The sequence below is a fragment of the Enterobacter sp. Sphag1F genome, assembly GCF_014193275.1.
GTDB lineage: Bacteria > Pseudomonadota > Gammaproteobacteria > Enterobacterales > Enterobacteriaceae > Pantoea > Pantoea symbiotica.
Map to the genome: position 1 here is coordinate 161,543 of NZ_JACHZD010000005.1, position 18,115 is coordinate 179,657.

General features: G+C 51.0%; 14 protein-coding genes. 8 read left to right on the forward strand and 6 right to left on the reverse strand.

Annotated elements, in window-relative coordinates:
- Positions 1-7: 7 nt before the first annotated feature.
- The gene (locus FHW71_RS16810) at positions 8-748 is read right to left on the reverse strand and encodes an SDR family oxidoreductase (protein WP_179452485.1); all 741 of its coding nucleotides are present in this window, start codon (positions 746-748) and stop codon (positions 8-10) included.
- Positions 749-943: 195 nt separating this feature from the next.
- Between FHW71_RS16810 and FHW71_RS16815 the strand changes: the two genes are divergently transcribed.
- The gene (locus FHW71_RS16815; protein ID WP_179452484.1) at positions 944-1,690 is read left to right on the forward strand and encodes a FadR/GntR family transcriptional regulator; all 747 of its coding nucleotides are present in this window, start codon (positions 944-946) and stop codon (positions 1,688-1,690) included.
- Positions 1,691-1,841: 151 nt separating this feature from the next.
- Here the strand turns inward: FHW71_RS16815 and FHW71_RS16820 are convergent, their stop codons facing one another.
- The gene (locus tag FHW71_RS16820; RefSeq protein ID WP_179452483.1) at positions 1,842-2,735 is read right to left on the reverse strand and encodes an ABC transporter six-transmembrane domain-containing protein; all 894 of its coding nucleotides are present in this window, start codon (positions 2,733-2,735) and stop codon (positions 1,842-1,844) included.
- A 94-nt stretch (positions 2,736-2,829) separates the two neighbouring features.
- Between FHW71_RS16820 and FHW71_RS16825 the strand changes: the two genes are divergently transcribed.
- The 6 genes from FHW71_RS16825 (at position 2,830) to FHW71_RS16850 (ending at position 12,557) form a co-directional block, all read left to right on the forward strand.
- Positions 2,830-3,402: a TetR/AcrR family transcriptional regulator gene (locus tag FHW71_RS16825; RefSeq protein WP_179452482.1), complete on the forward strand. Its 573-nt coding sequence runs from the start codon at positions 2,830-2,832 to the stop codon at positions 3,400-3,402.
- A 366-nt stretch (positions 3,403-3,768) separates the two neighbouring features.
- Complete coding sequence (locus FHW71_RS16830; protein ID WP_179452481.1) at positions 3,769-5,004, forward strand: oligosaccharide flippase family protein; 1,236 nt, start codon at positions 3,769-3,771, stop codon at positions 5,002-5,004.
- 5 nt (positions 5,005-5,009) lie between these two features.
- Positions 5,010-5,879: an ATP-grasp fold amidoligase family protein gene (locus FHW71_RS16835; protein WP_081113248.1), complete on the forward strand. Its 870-nt coding sequence runs from the start codon at positions 5,010-5,012 to the stop codon at positions 5,877-5,879.
- Positions 5,880-6,140: 261 nt separating this feature from the next.
- Positions 6,141-7,220, forward strand: a complete 1,080-nt coding sequence (locus FHW71_RS16840; RefSeq protein ID WP_179452480.1) for a mechanosensitive ion channel family protein — start codon at positions 6,141-6,143, stop codon at positions 7,218-7,220.
- 259 nt (positions 7,221-7,479) lie between these two features.
- Positions 7,480-8,712 (forward strand): autotransporter strand-loop-strand O-heptosyltransferase, encoded by a 1,233-nt coding sequence (locus FHW71_RS16845; RefSeq protein WP_179452479.1) that lies wholly within the window; start codon positions 7,480-7,482, stop codon positions 8,710-8,712.
- Positions 8,713-8,786: 74 nt separating this feature from the next.
- The gene (locus FHW71_RS16850; protein WP_179452478.1) at positions 8,787-12,557 is read left to right on the forward strand and encodes an AIDA repeat-containing protein; all 3,771 of its coding nucleotides are present in this window, start codon (positions 8,787-8,789) and stop codon (positions 12,555-12,557) included.
- Between the two features lie 53 nt (positions 12,558-12,610).
- On the opposite strand, the gene FHW71_RS16855 is transcribed toward FHW71_RS16850, so the two are convergent.
- Complete coding sequence (locus FHW71_RS16855) at positions 12,611-13,147, reverse strand: GNAT family N-acetyltransferase (RefSeq protein ID WP_179452477.1); 537 nt, start codon at positions 13,145-13,147, stop codon at positions 12,611-12,613.
- Positions 13,148-13,461: 314 nt separating this feature from the next.
- On the opposite strand from FHW71_RS16855, the gene FHW71_RS16860 reads away from it, so the two are divergent.
- Positions 13,462-13,923, forward strand: coding sequence for an OsmC family protein (locus tag FHW71_RS16860; RefSeq protein WP_154156670.1), 462 nt, complete (start codon positions 13,462-13,464; stop codon positions 13,921-13,923).
- A gap of 1 nt (position 13,924) precedes the next feature.
- Here FHW71_RS16860 and FHW71_RS16865 read toward each other — a convergent pair whose 3' ends face one another.
- The 3 genes from FHW71_RS16865 to FHW71_RS16875 form a co-directional block, all read right to left on the reverse strand.
- Positions 13,925-15,001: a diguanylate cyclase gene (locus tag FHW71_RS16865; RefSeq protein ID WP_061718971.1), complete on the reverse strand. Its 1,077-nt coding sequence runs from the start codon at positions 14,999-15,001 to the stop codon at positions 13,925-13,927.
- A gap of 169 nt (positions 15,002-15,170) precedes the next feature.
- A complete protein-coding gene (locus FHW71_RS16870; protein WP_179452476.1) occupies positions 15,171-17,006 on the reverse strand; it encodes a methyl-accepting chemotaxis protein in 1,836 nt (611 codons plus the stop codon).
- A 149-nt stretch (positions 17,007-17,155) separates the two neighbouring features.
- Positions 17,156-18,073, reverse strand: coding sequence for a LysR family transcriptional regulator (locus tag FHW71_RS16875; RefSeq protein WP_179452475.1), 918 nt, complete (start codon positions 18,071-18,073; stop codon positions 17,156-17,158).
- Between the last annotated feature and the right edge of the window lie 42 nt (positions 18,074-18,115).

Consider the following 18,115-nt stretch of genomic DNA (forward strand, 5'->3'; position numbering starts at 1 on the left):
ACTCCTGTTAGTTACTCCAGCCGCCATCGATTATCTGTGCGGTGCCGGTGGTATAGGCGCTGGCATCGGAAGCCAGATAGGCCGCCAGATAAGCGATCTCTTCTGTGGTGCCGATACGGCCAATCGGTTGACGCGCGACAAAGGCGTTGTAGACCTCGGTTTCGCTGCGCCCTTCTGCCTGCGCCTGCGCGGCAATGCGCTGACGCAGCGACGGTGAATCAATGGTGCCTGGGCAAATGGCGTTGCAGCGGATGCCTTCGCCAATGTAATCCGCCGCCACCGAACGCGTCAGACCAATCACCGCCGCCTTGGTGGCGCTGTAGGCGAAGCGATTGACCACGCCTTTCACACTCGATGCCACCGATGACATGTTGATGATCGACCCTTTCTGCTGCTGCAGCATCGCGGGCAGAAACGCCTGGATCATACGAAACATCGCCGTGACGTTGAGGTCGAGCGCGAACTGCCACTCTTTCTCGCTGCATTCCAGCAGGCTGCCGCTGTGAACCACGCCGGCGCAGTTGAACAGCACATCCAGCGTACCGAGCTCCTGCGCCGCCGCGCTAATCGCCTCGCGGTCGGTGACATCCAGCTGATAAGCGCGAATGCCTGGTAAATCATGCAGCGCAGCAATGTTGATATCGCTGGCAATCACGTCTGCGCCTTGCTGAGCAAAGTAGCGCGCACTGGCTAAACCGATGCCTTGTCCGGCAGCGGTGATCAGCACGCGTTTTCCATGTAAATTCATTGCATTTCCTCTGGTCCAAAGATCTAATGGTCAGGCCATTGAAAGTAGATTTCTTCCCAGCGGGGGAGCAAAATATCGCTGGCTACTTTTTCGCTTACGCATTACGTTTTATTGACAATTGCGTAACATTGACAAGTGTCCTGACGATTATTTGTGCAACTGATCACTTAATTTATTTAGACAGGGAGCAGCGCAATGCCGATCAAAAAGATGGAAAACCCCAGACTTTACAGACAAATAGCAGACCAATTGATTGCGCTTATCGACAATAACGAATTTCCACCCGGCAGCCGCCTGCCAGCGGAGCGTGAGTTGGCTGAGCAACTGCAGGTCAGTCGTGCATCGGTGCGTGAAGCGCTGATCGCGCTTGAGGTGATTGGTCTGGTGGATGTGAAGGTCGGCAATGGCGTGATTGTGAAAGCGCGTTCCAGCACGCAGGAACCGGTGATGATGCAGGCCGGACGCGATCAGTGGAATGAGCCGGATGATGAGCTGGGTATCAACCTCGATTTTTCCACCGAGCTGCCGCCCTTCTCGCTGTTGCAAGCCCGCCGTCTGATTGAGCCGGAAGCCGCTGCGCTTGCTGCGGTGCATGCCAGCGAGCAGGAACTGGCGCTGATTCGCGCGGCTTATCAACAAAACTGCGAGGATAACCGCGCGCAGTCGCGCACCCATCCCGGCGACCGCCTGTTCCATATCCGCATTGCCCAGGCGAGCGGTAATCCTGCCTATGGATTTATCATCGGCCACCTGCTCGGCCATCGCTATGGCAGCATGTTCCGCATGTTGCAGGCGCATTACACGCCTAGCGATATGCCGGTCGTCTCGGAGTCCGAACATATGGCGATTCTTTCCGCGCTGGAGAAACGCGATGCCAAAGCAGCGAGGAGCGCGATGAAGAAGCATATTGATCGGGTGATCGCGACCTTTGAGCGTTCGTAGGGTGCGCATTTATGCGCACCAGGTCGCCATGAATGGCGCCCCTACAAAGGATTGGTGCGGTTTTTGTAGGGTGCGCATTCATGCGCACCTGGTCGTCATAAATGGCGACGGGATTGAGCGGTTGCCGTCCTTACAGCGGCCATCGCGGACTTCAGATAGGATCAGTCTTCACCCTTTTCCCTATATCCTTCAGCTGGGAATATTTCTCCAGCAGTTGGGGCGCATCATCCAGGCTCATCGCGAACATCCAGAGATAAGTCATGACAGAATAAATATGGCCGGCATCGGTCCCACCACGTAAAGCCATGGTGAAAATAGTCATGGCAAACAATATAGCGGTGACCGCGCCAATCGAAAGATATCCCATCGCTTCGCGATCGGACAGGCGGATACGCAGCCCCGCCAACACCCGATAATGTCTGCTCAAAGATGCAACTGGTGCACTGCTGACAAAGCCCACCTCTTTTTCAAGTCGACCATTAAGCCGGAAAAATAGGGCCTCATTTTTATTGGTGTAACCTGGCAGAAAAAATGAAAAGAACACTAAAACGGCTAGGCAGGCGATGCCCGACCAGAATTCAATCGCCAGCAGCATTAACGCCGCCCCGGTGATAGAAGCCAGGGAAGTAATCAATACCGGCAGATGTTTTTCAAAGAAGTCGACGAACTCCCTTGAAAGTGCAACACGGGCGGCGATGGTTGAGTGACTATGATTTTCCCGACGCTGGGCAACAATAACCGGCACAGCCAGTTCAGCATAAATTCTCGCGAAGGTGCGTGTATCAAGGCTGCGCCTGGCGGCACCAATCACCCACATGGTAAAAACCATCAGGGCATAAAATACGGCATGCCATGCCTTGCCCGCGACGATGGCATTGATGGCAAAACCAGCCAGCAATGGATAAAGCAGATAGGTCACGTTTTCGGCAATAACCAGCAATAAGGTAAAGAAAAGCTTTCTGTAATGACGGTGTCCAATGTTTTTAAGGGTATGAACCGCGCTGCCGGTGACGTTGACCGGTTCAATAATTTCATGCGTTTGCATAGGATCAATTTCTGTTAATATTAATTTGAGCGAATGCTCAAATTCTGATGAGAAGTCTATTTGAGCAACTGCTCAAAGTCAACGGAGCCGCAACATGAAAGAAACCAGGGAAGCGCTGAAAGCACGCATATTGGATGGCGCTGCCGCGCTATTCATAGAGAAAGGTATCGAGAACGTTGCAACGCGCGAACTCACTGAAAGGCTCTCAATCTCCCGTAGCCATATTTACTATTATTTCAGCGACTGGCAGACGCTATGCATCGAAGCACTGACAAGGTATTTGCAGAACGAACTGGATGATTTTTCACGATCCATTGAATCAACGTTACCTGCTGACAAACTGAATACTGCCATTGAAAACTATTTGCCGGATGCACCGGACGCCGTCTGGCAGCTTTATGGTTCACTCTGGCAGATGGCGGGCCGCGACAAAGCCTTTGCTGAGCTGGCAGAATTGTTTATTAACAAGTGGACCCAATTCATCACCGCCATCGTTGATGAAGGGATTGCTCAAGGGTTTTACCGTCCTGTTGAAAGCGCGCGTTTTACACGCCAGCTCGGCGCCCTGCTTAACGGCTATGCCGACAGCCTGATGATCAGCCCTACTCCGGCAAAACATCGTGAAGCTGTTGAGGATATTCAGGCGTTTATTCGGCTTACGCTTTGAGGTGTTTTTAGGTGAGTGGATTGGCAGGTTAGCTATATGTCTGGTACCTGCCGCTCTGACTTATCAGCTCATTTCTCATCATATTATTTACTACAAACAACACTAAATAATGGACTCAATATTTATAAAACCCTGTCACTATTCTGATTAATCAAAAAACCCTTCACTAATTCTATTTCAGCAGCCACACTGTCAACCAAATTAATCAAGTATAAATAAATAGTATGACATTGATCGCTGCTCATATATGAGCATGCTGCAATAAAACATAACATTAACGCATATAGCAAAAAAGTTTCATATTGCTGATGATTCATTACACGCGCTGAACATCATCAATACTGCTATGGATATGAGAAACGAGCAATGTACTCTAACTCAATATGGATCATGTTAGAAAAGTCGGTCAATATCATCGGGCTCATCTATATTAATGCACTGATGGCAAAATACATTGGCCCTGAAGACTTTGGTAAGATCAACATTTCAACTTCTCTATTTATATTTGTGCAAACGCTGTCGTGGTTTGGTGGTCAGAACATCCTGTTTAAGCGCATGAGTGAAAATACTAAGTCAGGAATTGCGTTAGCGATGCACACGCAAAATCAACGGCGTATTTTCTTCCTGCTGTCATCAAGCTCAGTGTTGATCTATCTCTATTTTTTTACAGACATCATTGTTTTTTTATTTGGTGTGGCCAACGGTATTGCCACCTACTATATCGTGATGGACTTCTTTTCCATCTACAACAACACCCAATTAAAATCAAAAATCAACACCATCACTAATGTGATTGGTTTATCTGTTGCTCTGGTAATTCGGTTCTATATCTCACACTTTAAACTGCCGGTCTACTACTTCACCATTCCGATTATTCTCATTCCGCTGATACCTTACATCCTGCGTTTCATCTATTTTAAATATACGACAAAAATAAATGAGAATCGTAAGGGCGCCGGTATGTATAACCGGCATATGCTGTTTACCGGAGGAGCGCTGATTTTATCGAGTTTATCTGCGGACATCTACACACAGATATCGAGTATTTTTCTGGCAAAAATTATTTCTTACTCAAACCTGGGCGTTTATAGCGTCGCGTTGACCATAGGAGGTGCCTGGTCATTTATCGTGCTGGCATTAATAACAAGCTTCTTCTCAAAGATCTACAGCGAAAAAGATCAAATCACCGTTGAAATGCTGCTGATTAAAATCAATCGCATTGTCATCTTGTTTTCGCTTATTGCATTAGGTGGATTCTATATTTTTGGTGATTACTTTATCCATTTACTGTATGGCGATAAGTATATGGATTCGGTAAATATCATTCCCATTATTATCATTGGTACGATGTTCTCTGCATTAGGCACAATTTGCTATCGCTATATGATAAAAGAGTCCGGATACAGTTACCTGGCTAAAAAGATGTTTTTATGTTGTGTCTTAACCATACCGCTATCCTGGCTAATGATTAATTCTTACGGGATTAATGGGGCTGCATACTGTTTTTTGATCGTTGAGATTTTGTCTTGCACTTTACTCAATTACTTTTTCAGAAACAAAACAATCATCAAAATGCATCTTAACATTTTCAAACTGAGATAATTTTAATGAAAATGATAAAACACACAGTCAAATCCGCATTAAAAATCAGCGCTCACATGTACCCGGAATTTTGCGCAAAAACTCACTACTACATTAAGTTCAAGAAAAAGCTTAACTTAACCAACCCGATCAATTTCAATGAAAAAATTCAGTGGCTTAAATTCAATGAGCTAAATGGTGACATTTATACATTGTGCGCAGATAAGTATAAGGTGCGGGAGTATGTTAAATCGAAAGGATGTGGTGAAATACTTAACCAACTCTACGGCGTGTATGATGATCCGCAGGAAATAGACTACCGCGCATTACCCAATAAGTTTGCCCTCAAGTGTAACCATGGCGCAGGCTATAACATCATCTGCGACAACAAAGCTTCACTGGACATTGAACAAACCAATAAGCAACTCAATAAATGGTTAAAACAGGATTTCTCAAGCCATTTTATTGAACCCCAGTATAAGAGAATAGACCGCAAAATCTTATGCGAAAAATACATTGAAAATGAGCGCGGTGGTTTTCCAGAAGATTACAAATTCTACTGTTTCAATGGAAAACCTTATGCGGTGATGGTTTGCATGGAGCGAGAAAAAGGCAAACCTAAGTTCTATTATTTTGATATGAGCTGGAACCCGCTTCCCTTTGAAGATACTGTTGAATTAATCAATGCCAACAGCTATCCGAAAATGCCCGAAGGTTTTCATAAAATGAAGGAGTATGCGGTTAAACTGGCTTCGGATTTTAAATTTGTCCGTGCTGATTTTTATCTTCTCAATGGTAACGTTATTTTTGGCGAATTAACCTTCACGCCTTCTGCTGGGCTCGATGTTACATTGCAGGAAGCCGATGCAATTTTAGGCAGTCAGCTAAAGTTATAGCGTCGAAAGTGACTGATTTGCCAGTTTCCACAATAGGTGCGCATGAATGCGCACCCTACGAAAAACGCGCCAATCCATCGTAGGGTCGCCATTAATGGCGACCGATGCACCCACCATCTTTCCCCCTAACGATCAAGCCAGCCACAGCGTCTATACTGATATACGTAAAGAACTAATCTGCAGATAACCGATAAAAGAATGGTTACTGATTTTTTAACTTATCTGACAACCCAGGTTGTTGGCTTAATAAAAGGGAAAGTAATGCCATTATTATTTGATGAGTTATCGGGTGCGCCAACTTGGGTGCCTGCTGTGTTACTTGTCACGCTCTCACTCGCAGTGGGTTTTCTGGCGCGATTTATCCTGCTCAGGTTCATCCGCTACTGGCAGAATCGTGACAGAAAACTGTTCAAATCACTGGAAAAGCACCTGCGTGGATCGATGTTTCTGTTTATTCCTTTACTGTTAATCAGTGTAGGGCTTAATTATGTTAACATCCAACCGGGATCTCTGAGTTTTATTACCACCACTGTTAATATATTTATTATTCTATCCTTCTGCTCTGTACTAATTCGATTGATTAATGTGGCGCAGGATATGCTGTTCATTCGCTATGATATCAATCTCTCGAATAACCTTCGCGCGCGAAAAATTCGCACGCAGATAATGTATGTGAAAAAAGTCGCGATCGTCATATTGGTGACGTTGTGCCTATCACTGATTCTGCTCAGTTTTCCTGGCGTGCGAAAATTCGGTACCACCATCCTCGCCGGTGCTGGCGTTGCCGGTATCATCATTGGCTTTGCGCTGCAGAAGTCGCTGGTCAACTTGTTTGCCGGCATTCAGATTGCCTTTACGCAACCAATAAAAATAGATGATGCCGTGGTGGTGGAAAATGAATGGGGCTGGATTGAAGAGATCAACCTGACTTATGTTGTTGTGCGTATCTGGGATCTGCGCCGTTTGGTTCTGCCCATTACCTACTTTACTGAAAATGCCTTCCAGAACTGGACGCGCAATAACGCCCAAATATTAGGCTCGGTGTTTCTTTACCTCGATTACTCCATGCCGTTAGAACCGCTGCGCAGGCATTTTGAAAAAGTGCTCAGCGAAACTAAACTTTGGGATCAGCAAACTCAGGTGCTTCAGGTTACGGATACGACGGACAAAACCATGACGATCCGTATGTTGATGACGGCACAAAACTCCCCCACCGCCTGGGATTTACGCTGTTACGTGCGGGAAAAGATGATTGAGTTTATTCAGCAAAATTATCCACAGAGTCTTCCTCAGGTGCGCGCGACATTAACAGATGCCGGGATTCGAGAGACGAATAGTTAAGTGTAAATCGGTCGCCATGAATGGCGACCCTACGATTATAATGGCGTCTTAACATCCTCGTTATGAATGAAACCCACTACAATTTTTTTCATATCGCCCTCTATTGAAACTTCTCTCTCCTCCGATAACCCCTGATATCGCTTTTTCAATGTAAGCCGTGCTTATCTTTTAAGCATCAGGGAGTCGCTGTGATGATCATCATTAGCCAGCAGATTTGGCATGCGCGTTCGTTGCTGGCAACACGTCGTAGAGGCCGGCCATGACGGGAATAATCCCCATCGCCGACAACATCGCCGTAGCGTCGGTTATCGCGGAAGAATCTCATCCTTATCCATTTGTTTGTGCGCCGGCGCAACCTACGATTCAGGGGCCTGAAGGGATTCTGTACGACTTTAATGACGGTGCCAGGGTGTTGCTTCCGCAAGGACGCTGGCGCGTGGCGCTGCTGGACGACGATTCAGGCAACATCCTGTTCCATTGTGAATCTGGCGCGGGCTGGGTCACGTCGGCTAAAAAATATTTTGTCCGTTTTCGCATTCAAGTCTGGCGTGGCGACGAAGCGATCCCCTTATTGGATGAAACCCTATCCCTTAAAGATCGAGATGTACTGATCTCCTTTCCTACCGGCACGCTGGGTGACTTGCTGGGCTGGTTCCAGTATGCGGAGCGTTTTCGCCTGCTCCACGAGTGCCGCCTTGAATGTGCTATGGCGCAAAACATCATCACTTTGCTTGAAGGGCAGTATCCCGAGATACGGTTCTCGATACCGGATGCAATCCAGCATCGTACTCCCTACGCAACTTATCGGGTCGGTCTGTTTTTTGGCGGCAACACTACGCACCAGCCGATTGATTTTCGCCAGGCTGGGTTTCACCGCATTGCTGGGCACATCCTTGGCGTTGACGTCAGGGAGGAAGCGCCGCGTCTGAATCTCAATGCATCGCGCACCATAACCGAGCCATACGTCTGCATCGGCGTCCAGTCAACCTGTCAGGCCAAGTTCTGGAACAACGGCCATGGTTGGGCTGAAGTCGTCATGCATCTGAAAAAACTCGGTTACCGAGTGCTGTGCATTGACCGTGATCCCCGCACCGGCCAGGGCTTTGTCTGGAACCACATCCCATACGGAGCCGAAGACTTCACTGGCAATCTGCCGCTGCAAGAGCGTGTAGATCTGCTTCGGCATGCCAGCTTTTTCATCGGTCTTGCCAGTGGCTTGTCATGGCTTGCGTGGGCAGCGCAGATACCGGTCGTCCTCATTAGTGGTTTCAGTCTGCCCGGCGCGGAGTTTTACACGCCATGGCGGGTATTCAGCAGCCATGGATGCAGTGGCTGCTGGGATAGCCTGCAAGAGACTTTCGATCACCGGGACTATTTCTGGTGTCCCCGTCACAAAGGAACCGACCGGCAGTACGAGTGCACCCGCCTTATCACCGGCAAGCAGGTATGCGGCGTAATGGATCGTCTCCATGCACAGCTTCAGGACAAGTAACACCCCAACTACGTAATGACATACAGCAAGGTGAATTATTCACCTGAATACAATAAAAAAAGAGAGATAGGGAAATGAATAGAGCGTACAGAATCGTCTGGAGCGCGGCGCGTCAGGCATGGGTAGTGGCTTCTGAGCGTGCCGGAAACGGTGGTCGCCCACCAATGGCGGTGAAGAAAGCAGCAGTTGCCCTTCTGCTGCTGGGTGGCATGACTTCTTTGCCAGCCTCGGCACAGAATTACAATGGAACGGTTGTGACGGGTGCCGGGAACACACAAACACTGAATAGTGGTGATACCTCATCTGCTGTAACCGTTTCGAATCATGCAAAACAGTATGTAAACAGCGGCGCAACAGCTACGGGCACCCAAGTCACCAGCAGTGCCGACCAAACGATTTATGCCGGCGGCCTGGCAACATCCAGCGTGTTGAGTGACAAAGGATCATACCAGTATGTTCAGAGTGGTGGCGTGGCAACAGGCACTCTGGTCGACAATAAAGCAACACAGTATGTCTATGCTGGCGGTTCCGTTACCTTAACCACATTGAGTAACGGCGGCAGTATTGGGCTGAATCCGAATGCCAATGCGTCCGGTATCACGATTAATTCTGGTGGACGCGCGAATATTGCTGGCGGTTCTGCCAATACAATACTCATCAATTCAGGCGGGACCCTGAGCATCCTGAATGGCGCAGTGGGGATGAATATTAACCAGCAGGCAGGTGGCACGCTGAACGCCGACACCAGCACCACGCTGATGGGTATCAATAGATTGGGTGCGTTCTCCATTAGCGGCGGGCAGGCACAAAGTCTGCTGATGGAGAATAACGGCATACTCAGCGTCTTGTCTGCAACCAGCGCGACCAATACCACTGTCGCATCAGCGGGCCTGGCTGTGGTAGAGAGTGGCGGAACGGCTATCGCTACCACCGTGTTAGACGGCGGCAATCAGACAATTTATAGCGGCGGCTCTGCCCTCTTTTCTGTGATTAATGGTGGCCAGGAAGTGGTCTCCGGGACAGCCACGGACACCACAGTGAACAACAATGGGCAACAGAATGTGAGCGCAGGCGGCGTAGCCGCAGGCACTGTGGTTAACTCTGGCGGCCAGATAAACAACTTTGGAACGGTTACCTCAGCCACGATCAATGATAACGGTAAAGTCTTCGTTAACAGTGGTGCCTCAACGGTGTCTACCACCATTAATTCTGGTGGTATCGAATACCTTAACTCAGGCGGATTAAGCACCGCCGCTCAGCTCAATTCAGGCAGTTACCAGACGGTTTATGCGGGCGGTGAAGCCATCTCGGCATCGGTAACGGGTGGCACGCAACAGGTTCTGGGCATGGCAACCTCAACGATGCTGAACTCAGGCGGCGCCCAGTACGTCTATGCGGATGGTATCGCGAACGGTACGTTGATCGGCAATAACGCGGCGCAAGGTGTCGGCGGTACGGCAAACTCAGCCACGGTGGCCGCAGGCGGCGCACAATACGTGTATGACGGAGGCAGCGCAAACTGGACCACTGTCACTAATAACGGCTACATGAATGTTCAAAGCGGTGGTTCGGCATCGGGTGCTGTAGTCAAAAGTGGCGGGACGCTTTATACCAATGATGGTGCCACCGCCACCGGCCTGACGTTGGCATCCGGCGCGGTGCTCAACACCCGAACGGGTGCCACTCTGAACGGTAACAACGCGCTGGGGGCCTTTTCCATCAGCGGTGGCCAGGCGAAAAATGTATTGCTGGAAAATAACGGTTTTCTGGATGTCGAAGCCGGTGACGCTTCAAGCGGCACGATCCTAAACTCAGCTGGACGGGAATCCGTTAGCGGCAGCGCCAGCGGCACCACGGTTAACGCTGGCGGTCTGCAGTCCGTAAAAGCGGGCGGAACCGCCACAGGCACTCTCGTAAACTCCGGTGGTCGGGAGTACGTTGAGGGCAGCGCTATTGCCACCACCGTCAACGACGGCGGTATGCTGACTGTCTTCAACGGCGGCATTGCCTCAAGATCGATCATCAATCAGGGTGGCCTCTTGTCAGTCGCCAGCGGAGGCGTTGCCACTGACACCACCGTTGCAACCGGCGGCTTGCTGAACATTGCCGATGGCGGCGTTTTAACGCTGGCAAACAGCAACTTTATCAACGATGGTGTCACCACTTATGACACCAGCACTAATGCATCCTTATACTCCAGCGTATCCGGCAGCGGACAACTCACCAAGAGCGGTGCTGGTACGCTAACGTTGGGAGGCACCTTCAGCCAGTCGCAGGTCAATCTTAACGCTGGTGCGCTGATTATGGACGGCCTGCAGGCAACCACTAATATCGTGGCGCTGTCCGGTACGTCCCTGTCACTGACTAACAGCACAATCCTGACGGGTATCATTGACCCGACAGACGTCAACATCGACCAAAGCAGTAGCTGGAATATCACCGGCGATTCGCTGGTTGATACGCTGACCAATGCAGGCAGCATTGTTTTTGTGCCGTCGCAGGGGGCATTTACGCCGCATACGCTGACCGTGACAAACCTTGCAGGCAACGGCGGCACCATCACACTCAATACCGTGGCTGGCGACAGCAGTTCACCGATTGATAAAGTGATCGTTGATGGTGGACAGGCCACGGGCAGCACTGGGCTACGGATCCTAAACCGCAGCGGACTCGGCGCACAGACTACCGGCAGTGGCATTGCGGTGATTCAGGCCATCAACGGTGCCACGACCGAAGCTGGCGCGTTCAGCATGAATCAGCCACTGGTCGCGGGTGCTTACGCCTATAGCCTCTACCGTAACGCGGATCAAAGCTGGTATCTGACTTCGCAGCAGACGCAACAACCGAGTACGGATAACAGCAGCACGCCTGACGTAGTGGCAACCGGTCCAGTAAACTACCGCGATGGAATGTGGAGTTATGCGGCCCTTCCGTCACAGTCACTCGACTATGACCGCCTGATGGCAGGAACGGCAGACACACGATTCCAGTATGCGCCTGACAGCCGGGTCTGGGGCCGCCTCGCAGCGGGACAGCTCGGTCATCCTGATCGCGGCAGCCTAACCTCAGGCAGCGTGCCGGAAAGCAGCGGCGAGTACAGTTTCCTGCAGCTGGGTGGCGATCTTTGGCAGCTGGATGGCGTGAATGCCAACTGGCGCGCGGGCCTCTACGGCGGCATCGGCCTGGTGCGCAGTGACGTCTGGCGTGACGGCGGCACCGGCGCGGCGGGTACCGATCGCGACACGGTTTACACTGGCGGCGCTTACCTGTCGGGCCGCAGCAATGCAGGTCTGCACATTGACGGCCTGCTGCAGGCGAGCCATCACAGCCTCTCTGTTGCGTCTAATGATAGTACGCGGCTGAAGACCAGCGGCACCGGCTGGTTGGCTTCTGCAGAAGTCGGACAGGCTTTCAGTATAAATTCAACCCTGGCTCTGGAACCGCAGTTGCAGTACACAGTGCAGGGCTTAAGTCTGGATGATGGACAGGATGAAGCAGCCTCGATCAACTGGTCTGACAGCCACCGCCAGTCGGTTCGCGCAGGTTTAAAACTGAGCGCGTTCCAGGACGCTAAAACCAGACTTTCCTGGTGGGTGACGCCGTCCGTGACACAGACATATGGCGGCCACAGTGAGGTCAAAGCGTCAGTCGAAGGCGTATCAGGCTCGGATGCGTCGTTCCGGAGCAAGCTGTCGGGTACTGGCGTAGGATTAAACGGCGGCGTGGATGCGAACATCCGTGAAAACGTCACGTTAGGCGTACAGGGCGGCTGGTCTGAATCTCTGCATGGCGGAGAATCTGAGGGTTACTACGGTATGGTCAGACTGGGCGTGTCGTTCCGGTAATTGCAACGTCACATGCCGGGCATTATTGCCCGGCATTAAGTGAAACAAGGTTCTTAACTTAGCTGTTGGTTGAAAATCTTGTACAGCACGTGCTCAGCAAGATGGTGGTCGGCAGGTAACGCGGGATGGAGAAATGTTGTTTGTCTCTGCATCCCCAATCGCGTCATTAAATTCTCAGATGGCGTGTTATGAATGCTGGTAAAGGAAACGACCTCACAAAGATGCAAAACATCAAAGGCATAAACCAGCGATGCTTCGGCTGCTTCTTTGGCAATCCCTTGTCCCCAGAATTTTTTATTGATACGCCAGCCAATTTCCGTGCAGGGAGAAAAGTCAAAGCGCTCTGGCTGATGTGCTAAACCCACGCTACCGACAAATTCGCCGGTGGCTTTCATCTCAACGGCCCAGAAACCCCAACCTTGGTTTGAAACAATCATTTCTATGAATCTTGAAACGACGTTGTCGCTTTCCTGGCGACTCAACGCTTTCGGGAAGTAGTTCATTATCTCAGGATCGGCGTTGAGTTCGGCAAAGGGTTGTAAGTCCTTTTCCTGCCATTGTCTGAGGATCAGGCGGTCTGTCTCTAACATTTAAAACTCACCCTGACAAACGCTAACGATTCCCTTAGTTTACCTAATAGCGTCTCGAAAAGATCCTATCCATTGATGGAAATTGATGACTCGGAGCACATACACTTCAACGATGCCAATTAGTGAGTAATGCTTGTATCTAATGCTTAAATTGGTCGCCATGAATGGCGACCCTACAATGGTTTGGCGGGATTTTCGTAGGGTCGCCATTTATGGTGACCAAAAATCACCGTGACTGGCGTTTTCCAGTTTCGAGCGTACATTGAGAGGGTCGCCATAAATGGCGGCCCTACGATTTAAAAAGGAGCTTAAACATGGCAGCAAAGGAACACCATTATCAGGTCACGGTACGCTGGACCGGCAACCGTGGCAAAGGCACCGCATCTTATACCGCTTATGACCGCAACGCGGAGCTGATTGCCGCTGGCAAAGAGACGGTAGCGCTGAGCGCCGATCCGGCGTTTCGCGGTGATGCGGCGCGCTGGAATCCAGAAGAGTTACTGCTGGCTTCAGCCTCGGCTTGCCACAAATTGTGGTATTTGCACCTCTGTTCTGACGCCGGAATTGTGGTGGAAGCCTACGAAGATGCAGCGGAAGGAACAATGATTGAGGGCACGCGCGGCCGGTTTACCAATATCACGTTGAAACCGCGTATTGCGCTACGCGATCCGGCTGATGCGGACCGCGCACGTGAATTACATCATCAGGCTCATGAAGCCTGTTTCATTGCTAACTCGCTTAACTTCCCGGTGAACTGCGAACCCGAATTCGTGTGACTTAGGCCGCGCCTGCCAGCGACGGTTGCCACAAGCGCACGCCGTTGCGTCCGGCGCGTTTCACCTCATACAGCGCTTCATCGGCATGCCGCAGCCAGTGACGAATCGACTCCGCATGTGCTGCCGATGCAATACCAATACTCACCGAACAACGAAACTCTGCCGACGCCGGTAAGCGCACCTGGGCGATCTTTTCCTGCAAACGTTGGGCCAGCGCCACCACCGATTCGTCGCTGGCGTGATGCACAATCACGCCCAGCTCATCGCCGCCAAAACGCGCCGGAATATCCTGCAATCCCACATGATTGCGCAGCAAAGCCGAGATTTCGGCCAGCAGGAAATCCCCCGCTTCATGGCCCCAGGTATCGTTTACCGTTTTAAAATAATCGAGATCCATCAGCAGCAAATAACCGGCGCTGTCTCCACGGCGTGTGCTGAGAAATTCGCTCTCCAAACGGCGTTCAAACAGGCGACGATTGGGAATTTCCAGGCCGGGATCCATCAGCGCAATGCGCTCCAGCTCGCGGTTACGCTTACGCAATTGCCAGGTAAGATTGTAGGACGTGACGCTGAGCACCAGCATGTAGCAAGTCGCGAGCGGCAAGGTCAGCCAAACGGTTTGTGTGCTGAACGTAAGGTTTACGCCAGCGCCATCCAATAGCCATACCATGACAAAACCGCAAAGAAATGCCTGCATCGCTGCGATCAACTGCGCGGCACCGCCGGCGGCATAACGATCTGAGGCCAGCACCGCCATGATGACAAATGAAGGCAGCGGACTCAGCGCCATTAGCGCCACCCAAATACCCCCAAAGGCGGCGTCGAGAGTTAAATTGTGCCTCTCGGTGGTGGTGGAATCTTCGGCCCGCAACGCGCGGCGATACGCCAGCCACGGCCAGAGAAACGCATTCACAAATAACAGGGCGCTAAACGCCAGGCCACGATCCATCTCCATCAGTACCGAAAGGATCGGGAAAAAACATAAAATCGTGCCGAGCTGACGCATGATAAACATGCGACGGACGAAGCGTTGGGAACGCCGCTTCAAGTGACTATCGTCAGGTGAGTAGTAGTTCATGCACGGGAAGTATCAGGACGACAAGAATTGCAGTTTAACGGGAAAAGTTATCAGTGGAGCGGAATATTTTAAGAATATTTACCTTGCACTTCTGCAACCGCACAAAAAAGTCGCGTGTAGCTCAAAAGAGAAACAGTGGAAGTCAATCTGACCGACTTCCACTGTAATTTTAGCGTACAGCACCCTGCAAGCGGAATTGCGCCACCAATCGTTCCAGCATCAGCGCCTGCTCTTCCAGCGAATTCGCTGAGTGCGAAGAGGCGCTAACCAGCGTGGCGTTCTGCTGCGTGGTGGTATCCAGCTCGCCCACCGCACGAGCAATTTGCTCAATGCCGCGGCTCTGTTCATCCGATGCTGCTGAAATCTCTTCCATGATTTCATTCACGCGCGCAATGCTGCCGAGGATTTGATCCATGGTTTCACCGGCGCGCGCCACCTGCTGGTGACCATTGCTGATGCGTCCCACCGATTCACTGATCAACCGTTCGATGTCTTTCGCCGCACCGGCACTGCGCTGTGCCAGATTGCGCACTTCACTGGCGACCACGGCGAAACCACGTCCCTGCTCACCGGCACGCGCCGCTTCCACCGCCGCGTTCAGCGCGAGGATATTAGTCTGGAAGGCGATGCTGTTAATTACGGCGGTGATATCGGCGATCTTTTTCGAGCTGTCAGAAATTTCGCCCATGGTGTTCACCACATCACGCACCGCGATGCCGCCTTTGTTGGCGTTGTGTGACGCTTCCGCCGCAATCTGACTCGCCTGACGCGCATTGGCGGCATTGTTCTTCACCGTGGCAGTAAGCTGCTCCATGCTGGCAGCGGTTTCCACCACCGCCGCCGCTTGTTGTTCAGTGCGCGAAGATAAATCGAGGTTGCCCTGATTAATCGCACTGGCCGCCTGTGACACACTGCTAACGCTGCTCAGCACATCGCCGATCATGCTGCGCAGCCGTTCATTCATGCGTCCCATCGCCGACGTCAGCTTGCCGAGTTCATCATGGCGATCGGTGGCAAATTGCGAGCTGAGATCGCCGTTGGCGATGCGCTCCGCCAGTTCCAGGTTATGGAATACCGGACGCGTGATTTGACGAATGATGTACCACGCCACCAGCACGCCGAACAGAATCGCCAGACCACCAATCAGCAGTGAGATCGCCGCCGAGCCGTTGGCCAGTTCATCATTACGCGCTTTGACGATGGTGATGATCTGTTTGATCGCCGCACTGCTTTTATCGCCAGCCACTTTGACGGTATCTTCCGCCGAGCGCAGCTGACCGTAGGCATCCGCTGCTTGCAGGCTGAGGCTTTTAAATTTCTCGGTATCCTGCCACAACGCAGTGAACTCGCCCTGCTGTTCCGGCGGCAACTGCGCCAGCAGCGCTTTCATGCCCTGATCCGCCTGCTGGAAATGGTTCTCCAGTGTTTTACGCAGCGCATCACTAACGTTAAAACGCAGCGCCCAGGCTTCTTCACGCACATTGCTAATGGCGAACAGCTGTTCGTAGATTTGGTTGGTGAGTTCAGGATTAGTAACCGGAGTGCGAATCAGTTGGGTGTAGCGCGAGGTCATGTCTTGCTGGCTTAAGGCATCAAGCTGCGAGCGCAGGCTATTGAGTTGCTGCGTGGCTTGCGTCATGGCGCCAATGCTGTTCTGGAAACTGGCGAGGTGAGTAGCCAGTTCATCCACCCGCGCTTTGGCGCCATCCGACCATGAAAGCTGTTTCGCATCGCTGGTAAGCTGCTGCGCATGCGTAACGTAGTTCGCCATCACCTGGCCGGATTTGTCATCGCCATACAGATATTTAAGGCGATTAATTTTGGCCTGGAACACTTCAATGTTGATGTCATAAATCAGATTAGTTTTCTGATAGATGTCATGGATAGCGTTGAAGCGCTGCACGCTCAATCCGGTTGCCAGTGCCACTAACAACAGCACGATGCCGAATCCTGCCGACAGTTTACGCGTGATGCGCACATTACGTAATCGGGATACCAGCCCCATGTTCCCTGCTCCTGCGATTGTTGTTTTTGTAAAGTTTGTAAGGGAGTTATCGGAGCAGTGCGGGAAATGTTTATTCAGGATTGTGCAAAAAGTGATTGCAGGATGTGACGCGTCGCCGGAAATGTGGTGGTGATGTGCACAATAAATTGTCAGGTTTGGCAGGCAGCAGCAACATCGTTGATCACTTGTCGCAACCATTGATGAGCCGGATTGTCCTGAGTGCGACGATGCCACAATAAATGAAAAGTTATGGTTGGCAGTTCAATGGGTGGCGTGAACACGTTGATAAGCGTTTGATTTGCTGTGTGAGTTGCCACACGACTTAGCACGGTGGCGATAAAATCGGTGCCAGGTAACAACGCCGGAACGGAAAACATCGTGGGTAGCGTCAGGCCGATATCGCGTACCAGGTTGAGTTCACGCAACTTTTGATCCACCAATCCATAATGATTGCCTTCCGGCGACACCAGAATATGACGCATCGCAACAAAAGATTTCAGGTCGATTCCTTTTTCTGCGACGTCATGGTGGCGTCCAATCATAGTGACAAAATCATCGGTTAATAACGGATGAGAAAGTATCCGGTTTTCAGCCTTAGTCGGTGGCACGCCAATCGCTATATCAATTTTCCCGGCATCTAATAAGGGCACCGTTTCATCACGATCGGTAAAATAGCGCACGTGAATACTGCAATTCGGCGCTAATAAAGCCAGTTTCTGCGTTAAAGAAGGCAAAAGTACGTGGAGTGGATATTCCGTCAATCCCAACGTGAAGCTGCGCGCTTTTGTGGCAGGATCGAAAATGTGAGTTGGATTCATCAGGTTTCTCACCTGCCCTAACGCTTCAGCAACCGGCACGGCGATCTCTTGTGCTTTGGCTGTCGGCAGCAAGCCTTCGGAACTACGAATAAATAGCGGATCGTTAAATACGCGCCGTAAGCGAGATAATGCTGCACTCATCGCCGGTTGGCTTACGCCCGCAATGGCGGCGGCTTTAGTGACATTACGTTCCAGCATCAACGCATTAAACGCCACCAGCAGGTTGAGGTCGAATCCATCAAAATTCATATTTTATATAATGCTGTATATTAACCATTTGTTGGATTGATA

Excerpts from the sequence above, each read along its gene's own strand:
- FHW71_RS16810 (WP_179452485.1), bottom strand. The coding sequence starts at position 748 with ATGAATTTACATGGAAAACGCGTGCTGATCACCGCTGCCGGACAAGGC.
- FHW71_RS16815 (WP_179452484.1), top strand. The coding sequence starts at position 944 with ATGCCGATCAAAAAGATGGAAAACCCCAGACTTTACAGACAAATAGCA.
- FHW71_RS16820 (WP_179452483.1), bottom strand. The coding sequence starts at position 2,735 with ATGCAAACGCATGAAATTATTGAACCGGTCAACGTCACCGGCAGCGCG.
- FHW71_RS16825 (WP_179452482.1), top strand. The coding sequence starts at position 2,830 with ATGAAAGAAACCAGGGAAGCGCTGAAAGCACGCATATTGGATGGCGCT.
- FHW71_RS16830 (WP_179452481.1), top strand. The coding sequence starts at position 3,769 with ATGTACTCTAACTCAATATGGATCATGTTAGAAAAGTCGGTCAATATC.
- FHW71_RS16835 (WP_081113248.1), top strand. The coding sequence starts at position 5,010 with ATGAAAATGATAAAACACACAGTCAAATCCGCATTAAAAATCAGCGCT.
- FHW71_RS16840 (WP_179452480.1), top strand. The coding sequence starts at position 6,141 with ATGCCATTATTATTTGATGAGTTATCGGGTGCGCCAACTTGGGTGCCT.
- FHW71_RS16845 (WP_179452479.1), top strand. The coding sequence starts at position 7,480 with ATGACGGGAATAATCCCCATCGCCGACAACATCGCCGTAGCGTCGGTT.
- FHW71_RS16850 (WP_179452478.1), top strand. The coding sequence starts at position 8,787 with ATGAATAGAGCGTACAGAATCGTCTGGAGCGCGGCGCGTCAGGCATGG.
- FHW71_RS16855 (WP_179452477.1), bottom strand. The coding sequence starts at position 13,147 with ATGTTAGAGACAGACCGCCTGATCCTCAGACAATGGCAGGAAAAGGAC.
- FHW71_RS16860 (WP_154156670.1), top strand. The coding sequence starts at position 13,462 with ATGGCAGCAAAGGAACACCATTATCAGGTCACGGTACGCTGGACCGGC.
- FHW71_RS16865 (WP_061718971.1), bottom strand. The coding sequence starts at position 15,001 with ATGAACTACTACTCACCTGACGATAGTCACTTGAAGCGGCGTTCCCAA.
- FHW71_RS16870 (WP_179452476.1), bottom strand. The coding sequence starts at position 17,006 with ATGGGGCTGGTATCCCGATTACGTAATGTGCGCATCACGCGTAAACTG.
- FHW71_RS16875 (WP_179452475.1), bottom strand. The coding sequence starts at position 18,073 with ATGAATTTTGATGGATTCGACCTCAACCTGCTGGTGGCGTTTAATGCG.